Below are 14,166 nucleotides of genomic sequence, written 5' to 3'. Positions count from 1 at the left end.
CACGGTGGCACCGTGCCGGGTCGCGCCGACGGTCAGCCGGCCGCGCAGGCCGGCGTGCCGGAGGGCGCCGTGCCGGTGCCCTGGAACCCGAACTCGGTGGTGCCACCGGCACCGACCTGGCGGTTGTAGTCCACGTTGCGGAAGGTCACCGCACCGCTGGTGCCGCTGGCCTGGGCGCTCCAGGTGTTCGTGACGGCCGAGCCCGAGGGCACGGTGAGCGACACGGTCCACCCGTTGAGCCCGCTGGAACCGGCGGTGATCCGCACGTTCGTCACGAAGCCGCCCGGCCACTGGTTGGTGGTGAACGTCGCCGTGCAGGCGCCGGTCGGCGGGGGAGTCGTCGGCGGCGCGCTGGTCGGCGGCGTGCTGGTCGGCGGCGTGCTGGTCGGCGGCGTCGACGTGGGCGGGGTGCTCGTCGGCGGCGCGGTCGTGGGCGGCGGGGTGCCGCCCTCGTTCAGCGCGTTCAGCACGGCCGTGTACGCCTGCTTCTTGTTGCCGCTGCCGTCGAACAGCAGCGGGGTGCCGCTGGCCCGCCACGAGTCGGTGTCCCGGATGCCCCAGACCGTGATGCCGTTGCAGCGCGCCACGGCCAGGCAGTCCCGGGTCACGTTGCCGTACGCGGTGGCCTGGCTGCTGCCCGAGCCCTCGATGTCCAGCTCGGTGATCTGCACGTCGACGCCGAGCGCGGCGAAGTTCTGCAGCGTGGTGCGGTAGTTGCTCGGGTACGGCGACCCGCTGTTGAAGTGCGACTGGAAACCGACGCAGTCGATCGGCACGCCCCGGGACTTGAAGTCCCGCACCATGTTGTAGACGCCCTGGGTCTTGGCCCACGACCAGTTGTCGGTGTTGTAGTCGTTGTAGCAGAGCTTGGCGCCCGGGTCGGCGGCGCGGGCGGCACGGAACGCGGCCTCGATCCAGTCGTTGCCGGTCTGCTGGAGGTTCGAGTTGCGGCGGGCGCCGTTGTTGCCGTCGTCGAACGCCTCGTTCACCACGTCCCAGGAGTGGATCTTGCCCCGGTAGTGGGTGGCGACCTGGGTGACGTGGTTGATCATCGCCTCGCGCAGCGCGCTGCCGGACAGGCTTCCCGTCCACCCGGGCTGCTGCTGGTGCCAGAGCAGCGCGTGGCCGCGTACCCGCATGCCGTTGGCCTGAGCGTGCGCGACGAGCCGGTCGCCGGCGCTGAAGTTGAACTGGTTCCGGGACGGCTCGGTGGCGTCCCACTTCATCTCGTTCTCGGCGGTGACCATGTTGAACTCGCGGTTCAGGATGCCGACGTACGTGCTGTCGGACAACTTGTTCACCGCCACCGCCGTGCCGAAGTACCGGCCCTGCTCCGCCGCCGACGCGCCGAGCGTCGTGCCGGCGCTGGCACTGGTCGCCACCGCTATCGTGGCGGCGACCACCGCGGCCCCCGCCACCATCGCGACCACAGCGGTCCGCGGGCGTGACCGGGCTGCCGCGCTCCCGCTGCCGCGGGCGAGCACCTTGTCCATCTGAACGCCTCTCTAGCCTGTCAATGGGATCGGCTCGCCTCGGCCACCGCCCGCCACGATGTCGGCTCCGCACGGCCGCCCGGTGGCCGCGTCTGGTGGGGGAGGGACTCCCCGGCACATCGTGAGTGGATCGAAGCGAATCTCTGCCCGGAGCCTACCGGAAGCGTTCCGAAAACTTAATCACCTCGATGCGTCGACATCGGGCACGCGGCACCAGGTGGACGGGCGGAATCCGCGGGCGGGCACGGCCTGCGGGCGCGCGCGTACCGCCCGCCGCGGCTCCGGAAGTTTCGGGAACCGCCGGTTCTGCCGGTTGAGTGGATCGGGCCACCGGGCCGATGCTTGACTAATCGACCGTAGACGATGGAGGAGGTCGCGAGGATGCGCCGACCCGCGCTCGTCGTACTCGTCCTCGCCGCCCTGCTGGCCGGCACCCCGGCGGTCGCCCGGGCCGGCGTCGCCGCGCCGCCGCCCGAACCCGCCGCGCTGGCCGGGCTCCGCACGCCCGGCACCGCCTGGGGGCACGACCCGGCCACCGGCCGGCTGACCGTCACCGCCGACGACACGGTACGCGGCAGCGAGCTGGCAGCGGTACGCCGGACCGCCGACCGGGCCGGCGCGGTGCTGCGCCACGAACCCGGGCGGCTGCGCACGCTCATCGCCGGCGGCCAGGCGATCTACGGCGGCGGCGGGCGGTGCTCGCTGGGCGCCAACGTGCGCCGCGGCACCACCTGGTACTTCGTGACCGCCGGGCACTGCACCCGCCTGGCCGCCACCTGGTACGCCGACGGCGCCGGCACCACGGTGCTGGGCAGCCGGACCGGCAGCAGCTTCCCCGGCAACGACTACGGCGTGGTCCGCTACACCGGCACCGTCGCCCACCCGAGCGCGATCCACACCTACCCGGGGCAGATCACCGTCACCGCCGCCGGCAGCGCGTACGTCGGGCAGGCAGTCTGCCGCAGCGGCGCCACCACGGGCGTGCGGTGCGGGACCGTGACCGGGCTGAACGCGACCGTCAACTACGCCGAGGGCAGCGTCACCGGGCTCATCCGCACGAACATCTGCGCCGAGCCCGGCGACAGCGGCGGCCCGCTCTACGTGGCGGCGACCGGCACCGTCATCGGCGTCCTGTCCGGCGGCAGCGGCAACTGCACGAGCGGCGGCACCAGCTACTACCAGCCGATCCTGGAGATCCTCGCCGCGTACGGCCTGACCATCCCCTGACCGGCGGTGCGGCCGGGGCGCCCGACGCGCCCCGGCCGGTGGTCAGCCCGCGCAGTTGTTGTTGCGCACCGGCCGGGTCAGCCGCTCCTGGTCCCCGAATGCCGCGTAGACCCGCAGGTAGCAGGGCAGGTCCACGTCGCCGTAGTAGCTGACGACCTGGTCGTCGTAGTGCGTGGTGCCGCTGTCGGTGACCTGCCAGGTGCCGCCGTCGCCGGACTGGATCTCCCAGTAGACGTCGCCCGCGCAGCCGTCCAGGCCGCGCGACCAGGCGATGAGGTTCGCACCGTTGTAGATCTCCGACTGCACCAGGGTGCAGGCCGCGGCCCGGGCCGGTGTCGCGACCGCGAGCAGGCCCGCGGCCGTCATCGCCCCGGCGCCGAGCGCCGCCATCAGCTTGCGCATGCTTCAGCTCCTCCACGGTGGATGGTGGATCTTTCCGCCGAGGGTAACCGGAGGTGAAAACAAGCTTCAATGCCTGCGCGGTGAACCGTGGGAAATCTTCAGCTCAGGCGTCGCCCGGCACCGCCATCTCGCCCAGGCGCGACCAGTCCTGCTGCGGCACCGTCACGTTGACGATCCGGGGCGTCTCGGTCAGGTGCGGCGGCAGCGTGCGCTGGGCGGTCCGGAAGTGCTCCGACTGCACGTGCGCCGCGCCCGCCTCGTCGTCCCGGAACGCCTCGACCAGCACGTACTCGGTCGGGTCGTCCAGGCTGCGGGACCAGTCGAACCACAGGCAGCCGGGCTCGGCCCGGGTCGCGGCGGTGAAGTCGGCGGCGATCTGCGGCCAGCGGTCGGCGTCGGACGGGCGCACCCGGAACTTGGCGGTAATGAAGATCATGGGATCAGGCTACCCAGGGCCGGCGGCCGCCCGCGCGGCATCAGCTCTTGGCCGCCGGGCCGAGCAGCTCGGCCGCCCGCCGGTCGGCGAACGCGGTGACCGCCTGCTGCCCCGCGCCGAACACGATCGCCAGGCCCAGCAGCGCGGCGGTGCTGCTCACACTGGTCTCCACCAGGCCGCCGATGACAAGCATGATGCCGACCACGGCGACCAGCGGGCCGACGGCGAGCTTGAGCAGCCCCTGCTGGAACGGCAGCTTGTAGGGCAGCCCGCCGGACCGGGAGGTGATCATCGACGGCAGCGCGCTGAGGAACGCCCCGAGGGCCCCGGCGATCAGCACGAAGAACAGCAGCCGCCAGGCCGGTACGCCACCGGCGTCGGTCGGCGCCTCCAGCAGCCGGACGTCGTGGCTGAGCCACTGCACCAGCACCACGAGGACCTCCGCCAGCAGCGCGAACACCGACAGCCCCAGCATCCGGTTGCGCAGCCGGCGGGCCGACTCGTGGAACTCGTCGGACGCGGAGTGGTAGCGCAGCAGCAACGCCTGCACCCGGGCGCGCAGCAGCGCCTCGGACGGGGCGCCGGCCGACGGGTCGAGGTCGGTGAGCACCTTGTCGTCGGCCGGCAGCACCTGCGCCGCCGCGCTGCGGTACGCGGGCAGCAGCCCGGTCAGCTCGTCCGCGGAGCGCAGCGCCACCATGGCCCGCTCCACCGAGTGGATCGTCTGCCACGCGTACTCCAGGTTGCCGCCGCGCAACCACTCGACCACGCCGCTGCGTCCCAGCACCACCTCCACCCCGGACAGCTGCGCGCGCAGCGCCTCGGCCCGCTCGGGGTCGCGCGGGGACAGCACCGAGAGCTGCTGGTACAGGTCGTCGAGTTTGGTCCGTACGCGGACCTGCCACACCGCGCCGGGAACCGGCGTGGCGGGCCGGGCCAGCCGGCCCTCCGGCGCGCTCCGCGGCTCGGGTATGGCGTCCGGCTGGGTCTCCTGTCCGATCATCGTGCCCCACCTCTTTCCCCCCACCCGGCGCGGGGCGCGCGCGAGCCTGTCACCAGTATCCGCAGGTCAGGGGCATAATCGCTAGCGCACAACGGACAGTCGGCCGGGTCGCGACGGCGGTGGCGCCGACCTGACGGACGACACCGCGGCGCTCGGGCGGTCGGTAGCCTGAGCCGGTGACCGTCTACGCCCTCGCACAGCTCACCATCCACGACCGGGCGCGCTACGACAGGTATGCCGCCGCCTTCCCGCCGGTGCTGGCCCGCTACGGCGGGAAGCTGCTCGCCGCCGACACCGCCCCCCGCGTGGTCGAGGGGGAGTGGCCGCACCAGAAGGCGGTGCTGTTGTCGTTCGACAGCCGCGAGGACTTCGAGCGCTGGTCCACCTCACCGGAGTACCGGGAGATCTCCCGCGACCGGGAGGCGGCCACCGAGGGCGTGGTGCTGCTGCTCGACGGGATCGGGCACGCCTGGCCGGCCTGAGCCGTCAGAGCCGGTGGCGCACCCACACGTTGGGCTCGACGTACGCGGCGTGGTCGTGGTCGGCGTCGACGAGCACCGGTGCCAGCGCGCCCGGCACCCGTACCGGGCCGGAGGTGTCGAACGGCAGCCCGGTCCAGCGCCGCCAGTCCGCGAGCGTGCCGGTCACCGTCATCGACCGGGGCGCGACCCGCTCGATCACCCCGCCCGCGCGGACGTGCACCCGCAGCCACGGGTCGGCCGGCAGTCCGTCCGGGCGGCGCCGGGCCGCGTACTCGGTCATCGGCACGTCCGGGACGGCGGCCTTGCCGCTCGGGCGTACCGGCGCCACCAGCGTGTCGAAGCCCGCGCGGGCCACCGCCGCGCGCATGGCCGCGAGCATCAGCCCGGACACCCCGCCGCCGCGCCGGTCCGGGCGCACGCAGATCTCCAGCGCGGACACCAGGTTCGGAGTGGACCCGGTGAGGCGGCCGAGCGTGGCCCGCTGGATCACCCGGTCCCAGCCGCCGTCGGGCAGCTCGTCGTCGGTCCAGCGCAGCGGCACCGCGTACCCGCGGGCGACGGCCCGGCCCGGCTCGGCCGGGTCGACGGCGGCGAAGACGAACTCGGGGTACAGCTCGTGCGCGACGCCGTAGTAGAGCGCGCCCATCGGATCCCAGAGCATGAACGGCGGCCAGGCGCCGTCGAAGTCGGTGTCCAGCAGCGGCGCCAGGCCGGGCCGCTGCGCCAGGGTCACGATCTCCACTGTCACGCCGGGCAGGCTAGAGCCGCGCGGCCCGGACCGCACGCCGTTTTGTCGGCGCCGCTGGTTAGGCTGCCGGCATGGCAGATCCGTTCCGGGTACGCGTCACCGTGCGCGGCTACGAACTCGACACGCAGGGACACCTCAACCAGGCCGTCTACCTCCAGTACGCCGAGCACGCCCGCTGGGAGTGCCTGCGCGCGTCCGGCATCGGCCAGGACCGGCTGCTCGCCGGCGGCGTCGGGCCGGTCGCGCTGGAGGTGACGGTGCGCTACCTGCGGGAGCTGCGCGGCGGCGACGAGGTCGACGTGACCTGCGAGTTCCACTGGGGCGAGGGCAAGACGTTCCGGATCGGCCAGGAGTTCACCCGTGCCGACGGCACCCCCGTCGCCTCGGTCAGCGGCGTCGGCGGGCTGCTCGACCTCACCGCACGGCGGCTCGTGCCCGACCCGCGCGAGCGGTTCCGGGCGCTGGCCACCGACCCCGTGCCGATGAGCCTGTAACGCCCAGTCAGCCCGCCGCCCGCAGCCAGGCCAGCACGGCGAGCACCCGCCGGTTGGTGTCCTCGTCCGGCGGCAGGTCGAGCTTGGCCAGGATGCTGCCCACGTGCTTGCCCACCGCCGCCTCGGTGACGTACAGGCGGGCCGCGATCGCGGCGTTGGAGTGCCCCTCGGCGACCAGCCCCAGCACCTCCCGCTCCCGGGGCGACAGCGCGCCGAGCGGGTCACGGGGGCGGCGCAGCAGGTGCCGCACCACGTCCGGGTCGACGGCGGTGCCGCCGGCCGCCACCCGGCGCAGCGTCGCGGCGAACTCGGCGACGTCTGCCACCCGGTCCTTGAGCAGGTAGCCGACCCGGTTGCCGTCGCCGCTGTCGAGCAGCGCGGCCGCGTACCCGCTCTGCACGTGCTGGCTGAGCACCACCACGGCCAGGTCCGGGCGTTCGGCGCGCAGCGCGACCGCCGCCCGCAGGCCGTCGTCACGGTGCTGCGGCGGCATCCGGATGTCGGTCACCAGCAGGTCGGGCCGGTGCGTGCGGACCGCGTCGAGCAGCTCCGGGGCGGAACCCACGGCGGCGTCCACCGCGAAGCCGAACCGGGTCAGCAGGCCCACCAGGCCCTCCCGGAGCAGGACCTCGTCCTCGGCCAGGACGACCCGGGTCACGGACGGCACGGCAGCTCCACCCGCACGAGGGTAGGCCCACCGGGCGGGCTGGACAGCAGCAGCCGCCCGTCCGCCGCGGCCACCCGGTCCGCGAGCCCGGTCAGCCCGGTGCCGCGCGCCGGGTCGGCGCCGCCCCGGCCGTCGTCGCGCACCTCCACCACCAGCAGCCGTTCGTCGCGGATCAGCCGCACCTCGGCCTGCGTGGCGCCCGCGTGCCGGGCCACGTTGCCGAGCGTCTCCGAGACCACGTACCAGGCGGTGGTCTCCACCAGCTCCGGCACCGGGCGGGTCAGGTCGGCGTGCACGGCGACCGGGACGACCGACCGGGCGGCCAGGTCACCGACGGCGGCGGCCAGGCCGAGTTCGGTGAGCTGCGCCGGGCGGATGCCGTGGACGATCCCGCGCAACGTCACCATCAGCTCCTTGGCCTGCTCGTGCGCGGCCGCGAGCGGCCCCGCCGCCGGGGAGCCGTCCGGCACGTCGAGGCGGGCCAGCCCGAGCTGGAGGGTGAGGCTGGTCAGGCGCGGCTGCACGCCGTCGTGCACGTCCCGCTCGATGCGGCGGCGCTCCGCCTCGTACGCGCTCACCAGGCGGGCCCGGGACCGGGTCACCTCGCGCAGCGCCGTCCCGGCGGGCGCGTCGTCGAGCAGCAGGCGGGCCACCGCCGCCTGGACCGCTACGAGCAGCCCGGCCAGGTAGACCAGCGCCGGGACCGCCAGCAGACCGGCGAGCGCGTACGGCACCGCCTCGGCCGGGGAGTCGACAGTGGCCCAGAGCAGCACGATCCGGTCCTCGCCGCCGGCCAGCCACGGACCGGCGACCAGCACCGCGTCCAGCAGCACGAGCAGACCGACCATTCCGTACGCCAGCGGCACCGCCACACCCAGCACGGCCAGGTACGCGGCCTCCCGCCACCCGGCGGCGGTGGTGAGGCGGGCGGCGAGCCCACGCCACCGCGGCGCGGTCACCGGGCGGTCGTCGACCAGGCCGAGGCGCCACCGCTCGACAGCCGCCACCGGCGCGCCGGCCAGCGGCGCGAGCGCCACCACCGCGAGCGCCAGCACGGCCAGCACCGCCAGCGCCCGGGCGTCGACCGGGCGGCCCCGCCGCAGCGCGCCGGCCACCAGCAGCAGCGGGGCGGCGACCACCGCCGCGCCGAGCGCCGCCGCGCCGGCCAGGGGCAGCGTCGTGACGGCGTACGCCAGGGCCCGCCACGGCCACGCGGACAGCAGGTAGCGGCGGCGGCGCAACGCGGCGGCCAGCCCGTGATCAACGGTCATGGCACGACGCTAGCCAGGGCACACCGTGCTTCCCAGCCGACTGGACCCCGCTCTCCGGGTAGGCCTGGCCCTACCTCGAACCGGCCCGCCACGCCCCGTGCGCCGGGACCACTCGGGCGGTGCACTCGGCGGATGAGAAACCGCCTCGCGGGCGCCTGCTGGCTGCTCGCCGCCGTGTCGTTCCTGGCCGCCAACGTGGTCGTCGGCCTGGCCTGGGACCAGCCCCGGTTCAGCTGGGCCGAGCACAACATCAGCGACCTCGGCAACGTGACCTGCGGTGTGTGGGACAGCAGCCGCCCGCGTCCGGTCTGCTCGCCGTGGCACCCGGCCATGAACGCGGTGTTCGTCGGCGCCGGGCTGCTGCTCGCGCTCGGGGCGCTGCTCGCACACCGGGCGCTGCGCCCGGGCCGCGCCGCGACCGTCGCCGTCGCGTCGGCAGTGGCCGCCGGGGCCGGGTACGTGCTGGCCGGCCTCCACCCGGCCGACGTGGACGAGAACCTGCACGTGCTCGGCGCGCTGCTGGTCTTCGCGCTCGGCAACGCGGCGCTGCTGGCCGCCGCGCTCGGCCGGTCGCCGCTGCTGCGTGAGCTGCGGCCCGTCAGCGCGTTCCTGGGCCTGCTCGGGCTGGCCGGCAGCGTGCTGTTCCTGTCCCGGGTGGACGCCGGCATCGGCGTGGGCGGCATGGAACGTGTCGCCGTGTTCCCGCTGTTCGCCTGGGTCACGGTGGCCGGGCTGCGGCTGCTGCCGTCGCGTCGGTCCCGGCCCCTATCCTGACCGGATGGAGCTGGCGTTCAGCGGGGAGGTGTGGTTCTGGCGCGGTCCGGCGCCGTACCACTTCGTCACGGTGCCCGACGAGCAGAGCGCGGCGATCGAGGCCGCCTCGGCGTCGGTCACCTACGGCTGGGCATGATCCCGGTGACGGTCCGGATCGGTGACACCGACTGGCGGACGTCACTGTGGCCCAAGGACGGCCGGTACGTGGTGCCGCTGCGGGTCGCGGCGCGCCGGGCCGAGGGGATCGAGCTGGGCGACCGGGTCGACGTGCGGCTGACGGTGGACGTGTGACCGGGCCGGAGCCGGCCGAGGCGGGTCGGCTGCTCGCCGCCGCGCGGCGGCCGGTGGTCTTCACCGGGGCGGGCATGTCGGCCGAGAGCGGCGTGCCGACGTTCCGCGACGCGCAGACCGGGCTCTGGCAGCGGTACGACCCGCAGGAGCTGGCGACCCCCGCCGCGTTCCGGGCCGACCCGGCCCTGGTCTGGGGCTGGTACGAGGCACGCCGGCACGGGGTGCGCCGGGCCCGGCCGAATCCCGGCCACCGGGCGGTGGCCGCGATCCGGGCCCGTCTGCCGGAGACCGTGGTGATCACGCAGAACGTCGACGACCTGCACGAGCGCGGCGGCGTGCCGGCCCCGGTACGCCTGCACGGCAGCCTGTTCGCGCCCCGCTGCTCGGCCTGCGCCCGGCCCGCGCCGATCCCCGAGGACGCGACGGCACCCGAGGACGACGCGGCACCCGGCGACGGCGTGGCGTCCGGCGACGCGGTGGCACCCGCCGGCATGCCGGAACCGTCGGACGGGCGCGTCACGCCGCCTGCCTGCGCCGGCTGCGGCGCGCCCGTGCGTCCCGGGGTGGTGTGGTTCGGCGAGGCGTTGCCGGCCTCAGCGCTCGACGCGGCGGTCGAGGCGGCGTCCGGCTGCGACCTGCTGCTGACCGTCGGCACCTCGGCGCTCGTCCACCCGGCCGCCGAGATCCCCCTCGTCGCGGCCCGCCTCGGGGCCCCGGTGGTGCAGGTGAACCCGGTGCCGACACCGCTGGACGCGATCTGCGCGGTGAACCTGCGCGGCCCGGCCGGCGAGGTGCTGCCCGCGCTGGTCCGCGCCGCCTGGCCGGACGCCGACGCGGGCTGACCGCGGCCCCGATGAGCGAGGAGTCGCGGGCGGGTGGGCCTCACGCGTCGCGCGGCGCCCGCTTCGGGAAGACGGTGTACGCGACCGGCCAGAACACCAGCCAGCCCGCCATCACCACGCTGAGCCGCCCGGTCCACGCCCACAGCTCGGCGGTGCGCTCGCTGTCGCCCACCACGGCGATGCCGGCGAGCAGCACGGCGCAGGCGACCGCCCAGCCGATCATGCCCTTGCCCCACTCCCGCCACTCGTGCCGGGCCCGCGCCATCCCGTACCGGGGTGCCCGGCTCGGGGGAGGGCCGCCGGCGAACCGGTGTGCGAACCGCTGGTCGGCCCAGCGCACCATGCTGTGCCCGAACGCCACCGAGAACCCGAGGTACGCGGCGGCGAGGCCGTGGGCGAACGTGGCCGTCGCGCCCCGGCGCAGGTCGATCATCGTGGCGGCCAGCAGCACGAGGTCGACCACCGGTACGGCGATCAGCAGGGCGGCGCCGAGGCGGGGCCGTCGCAGCGGGTACCGGGCGATCAGGCCGGCGAGCAGCACCACCCAGAACGCCACCTCGCATCCGACGATCACTGCCACGAGCATGCGGTCTCCCTTTTTAGTACGCTGTGCGATAACCGTAACAGCGCTCGTCAACCAGGTTCCGGAGGGGCCCGTGCCCAAGATCGTCGACCACGACGCGCGCCGTGCCGAGCTGGCGCGGGCGATGTGGCGGGTCGTCTACCGCGACGGCGTCGGCGCCGCCACCGTCCGCAGCATCGCGGCCGAGGCGGGCTGGTCACCGAGCGCGCTGCGGCACTACTTCGCCACCCAGACCGAGCTGCTGGTGTTCGCCATGGAGCACGTGCAGGCCGAGGCGGCCGAGCGGATCGCCGCCGACGACCGCACCGGCAGCCCGCGCGAGGTCGCCCAGCGGATCCTGGAACAACTGCTGCCGCTCGACCGCCAGCGCGTCCGCGAGGCCGAGGTGTGGCTGCTGCTCGCCGCGCGCGCCCAGACCGATCCGGCGGCGCAGACCCGGATGGCCGACGCGGACGACGGCATCCGCCGCGCCGCCGAGTTCGCCGTCGCGCTGCTCACCGGGGAACCGGCCGCCGACCCCGAGGCGGTCGCCCGGCTGCACGCCCTGCTCGACGGGCTCGCGCTGCACGCGCTCCTGTACCCCGATCGGATGCCGCCCGCGCGCGCCCGGGAGCTGCTCGGCGCGCACCTGGACGCGCTGGTCGCGTCCTGAGCGCCCTGGCCGCGTCCTGAGCGACTCAGTCGCCGGGCGGCCGGCCCATCGCCGCACCCAGCTCGGCGCGGCTGGCGATGCCCAGCTTGCGGTAGACCCGGGCCAGGTTGGCCTCCACCGTCTTCGGGCTGATGTAGAGCGCGTCGGCGATGAGCCGATTGGTCTGCCCCCGCGCGGCGAGGCGGGCGACCCGCTCCTCGGTCGCGGTGAGTGCCGTCGGGGCCGGGGTGCGGGCGCCGATGCGGCCCAGTTCCGCCCGCGCCCGGTCGGCGAACGCGGACGCGCCGAGCGCGTCGAACTCGGCCACCGCCGCGTCCAGCGCCGCCCGCGCCTCCCGCCGTCGCCGCACCCGCCGGTACGCGCGCCCGGCGGCGAGCAGGCAGCGGGCCCGGTCCAGCGGCAGCACCGCCTCCGGCACCGCGGCCCGGGCCTGCGTCAGCGCGTCCAGCGCCGCGCCCGGATCCGCCCCGGTCGCCCCGGCCAGCAGCACCCGGCTGCGGGCCAGCCCGAGCGTCGTCCACGGGCGCGGCAGCCTGCTGTGGCGCCCGGCCAGCCGGTCCAGCGCGGCGTGCGCGGTGTCCAGGTCACCGGCGCCCACGCACGCCTCGATCCAGTCCGGCTCGAAGCGCTGCCCGAGCGGTTCGGCGATGCCCGACCCGTCCAGGTCGGCCGCGAGCGCGCCGTACGCCGCCGCGGCGGTGGCCCACTCCCCGGAGGCCAGCGCCACCAGCCCGGTGAGCTGGTGGTGCAGTCGCCGGCTCCACGCGTCGCCGAGGTCGTCGTCGCGGCGCAGCCCGGCAGCTGCGGCGCCCGCCCGCGCCAGCCGTCCCCGGTGCGCGTCGAGCACACCGGCCAGCCAGCTCTCGCCCACCAGCCCGGTGCCCAGCTGCTCACCCAGGTCACGGGCGGCGGCGATGTGCGTACCGGCCTCGGCGAAGCGCCCCGCCAGCAGTTCCGTCTCGCCGAGGTGGGTCAGCACCTCGTGCCGCAGCGGATCGTCGCCGCGCGCCACCGCCAGGTCCAGCATCAGGTGCAGCCGGGACCGCGCCCGGTCGTGGTCGTCGACCGACTTCCACCAGATCGCCGGCACCGAACCGGCCAGGAAGGACGGCTCGCCCGCCTCCAGTGACAGTGCCCGGTCCAGCAGGTCGGTGGGCGCCGGGCCGCCGGCGCGTACCTCGTGGAAGAACAGCAGCAGCAGCGCGGCGGTGAGCAGCGGGCGGTGCTCGTCCCGGTCGGACAGGCGCGCGATCGCGGCCCGCGCGTGCCGGCGGGCGGGCTCCGGCTGGTCGTGGAACATGGTCAGGTGGGTGTGGATCCGCCCGGCCAGATCCCCGTCCGGCCCGGCGGCGGCGAGCGCCTGCTCGGCGACGCGGACGGCGGTGACCAGGTCGTCGGCGCACCACGCGACGAGCGCACGCAACAGCAGCGCCTCGCCGCGCTCGGCGCCGGTCAGCTCCCCGGCCGCCGCCTCGGCGGCCCGCCCGGCCGCCGCGTAGTCGCCGCCGTCGATGCGGCACTGCACCGCGTCGAGGCGACGCCGGTTCCGGTCGGCGGCGGCGGACGGCGGGGTCAGCTCGGCCGCCCGGGCGTACCAGTCGGCGGCGAGCGCGGAGGCGCCGCGCATCCGCTGCCGGGCCGCCGCGGCGGCCAGGTCGGCGGCGACGGCGGCGTCCGGCGCCACGGTGCACCGGGACAGGTGCCGGGCCCGCTCGTCCGGGTCGGCGACCGCGCCGGCGAGCAGCGCGTGCAGCCGCCGCCGGGCCCCCGGCGGGATGCTCTCGCGCATCGCCGCCGCGTACCGGGGGTGCGCGAAGTCGATCCGGCTCGGGGTGACCACGACCAGCCCGGCGTCCTCGGCCGCGTCCAGCGCCCCGGCCGGCACACCCGCCGCCGCCAGGTCCCGCAGCGTCGGCACGGTCAGCAGCGCGGCCAGCCGCACCGCGTCCCGGCTCGGGCCGGGCAGCGCCCGCAGCGTCTCCGCGAGCAGCTGGCGCAGCGACGACGGTACGGGCAGGTCCTCGTCGTGCGCGGGCGGGCGGGGCAGCCGCAGCACCGCCCGGGCCAGTTCGATGGCGAGCAGCGGGTTGCCGTCGGCGTCGCGGGCCAGCCGCTCGGTGAGCGGACGGCTGAGCGTGCCGCCGAGCCGGGCCGCCAGGACGCGGTGCAGATCGGGCGGGGTGAGCGGCGGTACGTCGGCGCGCAGCAGCGGATGCCGGCCGGTCGGGTCGTCGTCCAGCCCCAGCGGCACCGGCACCAGCGGGTTGTCCCCGGTGCGGTGGGTGGCCAGTACGGCGGGCCACCGGGTCAGCCGGCGCAGCGCGAACCGCAGCGCCCGGGCGCTCGGCGGGTCCAGCCACTGCGGATCGTCGACCGCGAGCAGGACCCGGGAGGCGTCGGTGACCGCCGCGTCGAGCAGTGTGCGGGTGGCCGCGCCCACCGCCCTCTCGTCCACCGCGCCGTCGTGCTCACCGGTCAGCAGCACCATGTCGGCGGCCACCCGTTGCGGCGCGGGCAGCCCGGGCAGCGCGTCGGCCAGCGGACGGAGCACGTCGGCCAGAGCCGCGTACGGCAGCGCGGTCTCGGCCTCGGTGGGCGCGGCGGACAGCACCCGCCAGCCGGTCCGCCCGGCGCGGGCGACCACTGCCCGCCAGAGCGCGGTCTTGCCGATGCCGCTGGGACCGTCGAGCAGCACCGGCGTACCGGAGGTCAGGGCACGCCACACCCGCTCGACGACCGCGTCGCGGCCGACCAGTGCGGCGTCCATGGCGGGATGGTGGCACAGCCGCGCCCGCGAACCC

General features: G+C 75.8%; 17 protein-coding genes. 8 read left to right on the top strand and 9 right to left on the bottom strand.

The window, feature by feature from the left end:
- Positions 1-32 precede the first annotated feature (32 nt).
- A complete protein-coding gene (locus CLT75_RS08615) occupies positions 33-1,493 on the bottom strand; it encodes a glycoside hydrolase family 10 protein (RefSeq protein WP_135240306.1) in 1,461 nt (486 codons plus the stop codon).
- A gap of 381 nt (positions 1,494-1,874) precedes the next feature.
- Between CLT75_RS08615 and CLT75_RS08610 the strand changes: the two genes are divergently transcribed.
- Positions 1,875-2,720 (top strand): trypsin-like serine protease, encoded by an 846-nt coding sequence (locus tag CLT75_RS08610; RefSeq protein ID WP_135240305.1) that lies wholly within the window; start codon positions 1,875-1,877, stop codon positions 2,718-2,720.
- 42 nt (positions 2,721-2,762) lie between these two features.
- Here CLT75_RS08610 and CLT75_RS08605 read toward each other — a convergent pair whose 3' ends face one another.
- The 3 genes from CLT75_RS08605 to CLT75_RS08595 form a co-directional block, all read right to left on the bottom strand.
- Complete coding sequence (locus CLT75_RS08605) at positions 2,763-3,122, bottom strand: hypothetical protein (RefSeq protein ID WP_135240304.1); 360 nt, start codon at positions 3,120-3,122, stop codon at positions 2,763-2,765.
- A 103-nt stretch (positions 3,123-3,225) separates the two neighbouring features.
- Positions 3,226-3,558 carry a putative quinol monooxygenase gene (locus tag CLT75_RS08600; protein ID WP_135240303.1) on the bottom strand — a complete coding sequence of 111 codons (333 nt, stop codon included), beginning with the start codon at positions 3,556-3,558 and terminating at the stop codon, positions 3,226-3,228.
- Between the two features lie 40 nt (positions 3,559-3,598).
- The gene (locus CLT75_RS08595) at positions 3,599-4,561 is read right to left on the bottom strand and encodes a hypothetical protein (protein ID WP_135240302.1); all 963 of its coding nucleotides are present in this window, start codon (positions 4,559-4,561) and stop codon (positions 3,599-3,601) included.
- 176 nt (positions 4,562-4,737) lie between these two features.
- Between CLT75_RS08595 and CLT75_RS08590 the strand changes: the two genes are divergently transcribed.
- Entirely contained in the window at positions 4,738-5,043 is a 306-nt protein-coding gene (locus tag CLT75_RS08590) for a DUF1330 domain-containing protein (RefSeq protein ID WP_013286485.1), read from the top strand.
- A gap of 4 nt (positions 5,044-5,047) precedes the next feature.
- Here CLT75_RS08590 and CLT75_RS08585 read toward each other — a convergent pair whose 3' ends face one another.
- Positions 5,048-5,791: an N-acetyltransferase gene (locus tag CLT75_RS08585; protein ID WP_486485094.1), complete on the bottom strand. Its 744-nt coding sequence runs from the start codon at positions 5,789-5,791 to the stop codon at positions 5,048-5,050.
- Between the two features lie 71 nt (positions 5,792-5,862).
- Between CLT75_RS08585 and CLT75_RS08580 the strand changes: the two genes are divergently transcribed.
- On the top strand, positions 5,863-6,285 hold the full coding sequence (locus CLT75_RS08580) for an acyl-CoA thioesterase (protein WP_135240300.1): 423 nt from the start codon (positions 5,863-5,865) through the stop codon (positions 6,283-6,285).
- 7 nt (positions 6,286-6,292) lie between these two features.
- On the opposite strand, the gene CLT75_RS08575 is transcribed toward CLT75_RS08580, so the two are convergent.
- Together CLT75_RS08575 and CLT75_RS08570 are read right to left on the bottom strand one after the other, a co-directional pair.
- Positions 6,293-6,952: a response regulator transcription factor gene (locus CLT75_RS08575; protein ID WP_135240299.1), complete on the bottom strand. Its 660-nt coding sequence runs from the start codon at positions 6,950-6,952 to the stop codon at positions 6,293-6,295.
- On the bottom strand, positions 6,940-8,223 hold the full coding sequence (locus tag CLT75_RS08570) for a histidine kinase (RefSeq protein ID WP_135240298.1): 1,284 nt from the start codon (positions 8,221-8,223) through the stop codon (positions 6,940-6,942). The genes CLT75_RS08575 and CLT75_RS08570 overlap by 13 nt, the downstream gene beginning before the upstream one ends.
- A gap of 132 nt (positions 8,224-8,355) precedes the next feature.
- On the opposite strand from CLT75_RS08570, the gene CLT75_RS08565 reads away from it, so the two are divergent.
- From CLT75_RS08565 to CLT75_RS08555, 4 genes are read left to right on the top strand one after another with little or no spacing between them, the layout of a single operon-like run.
- Positions 8,356-8,997 (top strand): DUF998 domain-containing protein, encoded by a 642-nt coding sequence (locus tag CLT75_RS08565; RefSeq protein ID WP_135240297.1) that lies wholly within the window; start codon positions 8,356-8,358, stop codon positions 8,995-8,997.
- A 4-nt stretch (positions 8,998-9,001) separates the two neighbouring features.
- The gene (locus tag CLT75_RS33080; protein WP_486485093.1) at positions 9,002-9,133 is read left to right on the top strand and encodes a DUF1905 domain-containing protein; all 132 of its coding nucleotides are present in this window, start codon (positions 9,002-9,004) and stop codon (positions 9,131-9,133) included.
- On the top strand, positions 9,130-9,288 hold the full coding sequence (locus CLT75_RS33075; protein ID WP_486485092.1) for a DUF1905 domain-containing protein: 159 nt from the start codon (positions 9,130-9,132) through the stop codon (positions 9,286-9,288). Before CLT75_RS33080 ends, CLT75_RS33075 begins: the two co-directional genes overlap by 4 nt.
- Positions 9,285-10,130 (top strand): SIR2 family NAD-dependent protein deacylase, encoded by an 846-nt coding sequence (locus CLT75_RS08555; protein WP_135240296.1) that lies wholly within the window; start codon positions 9,285-9,287, stop codon positions 10,128-10,130. Before CLT75_RS33075 ends, CLT75_RS08555 begins: the two co-directional genes overlap by 4 nt.
- A gap of 40 nt (positions 10,131-10,170) precedes the next feature.
- Here the strand turns inward: CLT75_RS08555 and CLT75_RS08550 are convergent, their stop codons facing one another.
- Positions 10,171-10,716 carry a hypothetical protein gene (locus CLT75_RS08550; RefSeq protein WP_091327543.1) on the bottom strand — a complete coding sequence of 182 codons (546 nt, stop codon included), beginning with the start codon at positions 10,714-10,716 and terminating at the stop codon, positions 10,171-10,173.
- Positions 10,717-10,786: 70 nt separating this feature from the next.
- Here CLT75_RS08550 and CLT75_RS08545 point away from each other — a divergent pair, with 70 nt between their 5' ends.
- Complete coding sequence (locus CLT75_RS08545; RefSeq protein ID WP_135240295.1) at positions 10,787-11,365, top strand: TetR family transcriptional regulator C-terminal domain-containing protein; 579 nt, start codon at positions 10,787-10,789, stop codon at positions 11,363-11,365.
- Positions 11,366-11,390: 25 nt separating this feature from the next.
- Here CLT75_RS08545 and CLT75_RS08540 read toward each other — a convergent pair whose 3' ends face one another.
- Positions 11,391-14,132, bottom strand: a complete 2,742-nt coding sequence (locus CLT75_RS08540; RefSeq protein ID WP_135240294.1) for a helix-turn-helix transcriptional regulator — start codon at positions 14,130-14,132, stop codon at positions 11,391-11,393.
- Positions 14,133-14,166: the final 34 nt, after the last annotated feature.

Source organism: Micromonospora sp. CNZ285, from assembly GCF_004637285.1.
This window is presented reverse-complemented; position numbering and strand designations above follow the sequence as displayed.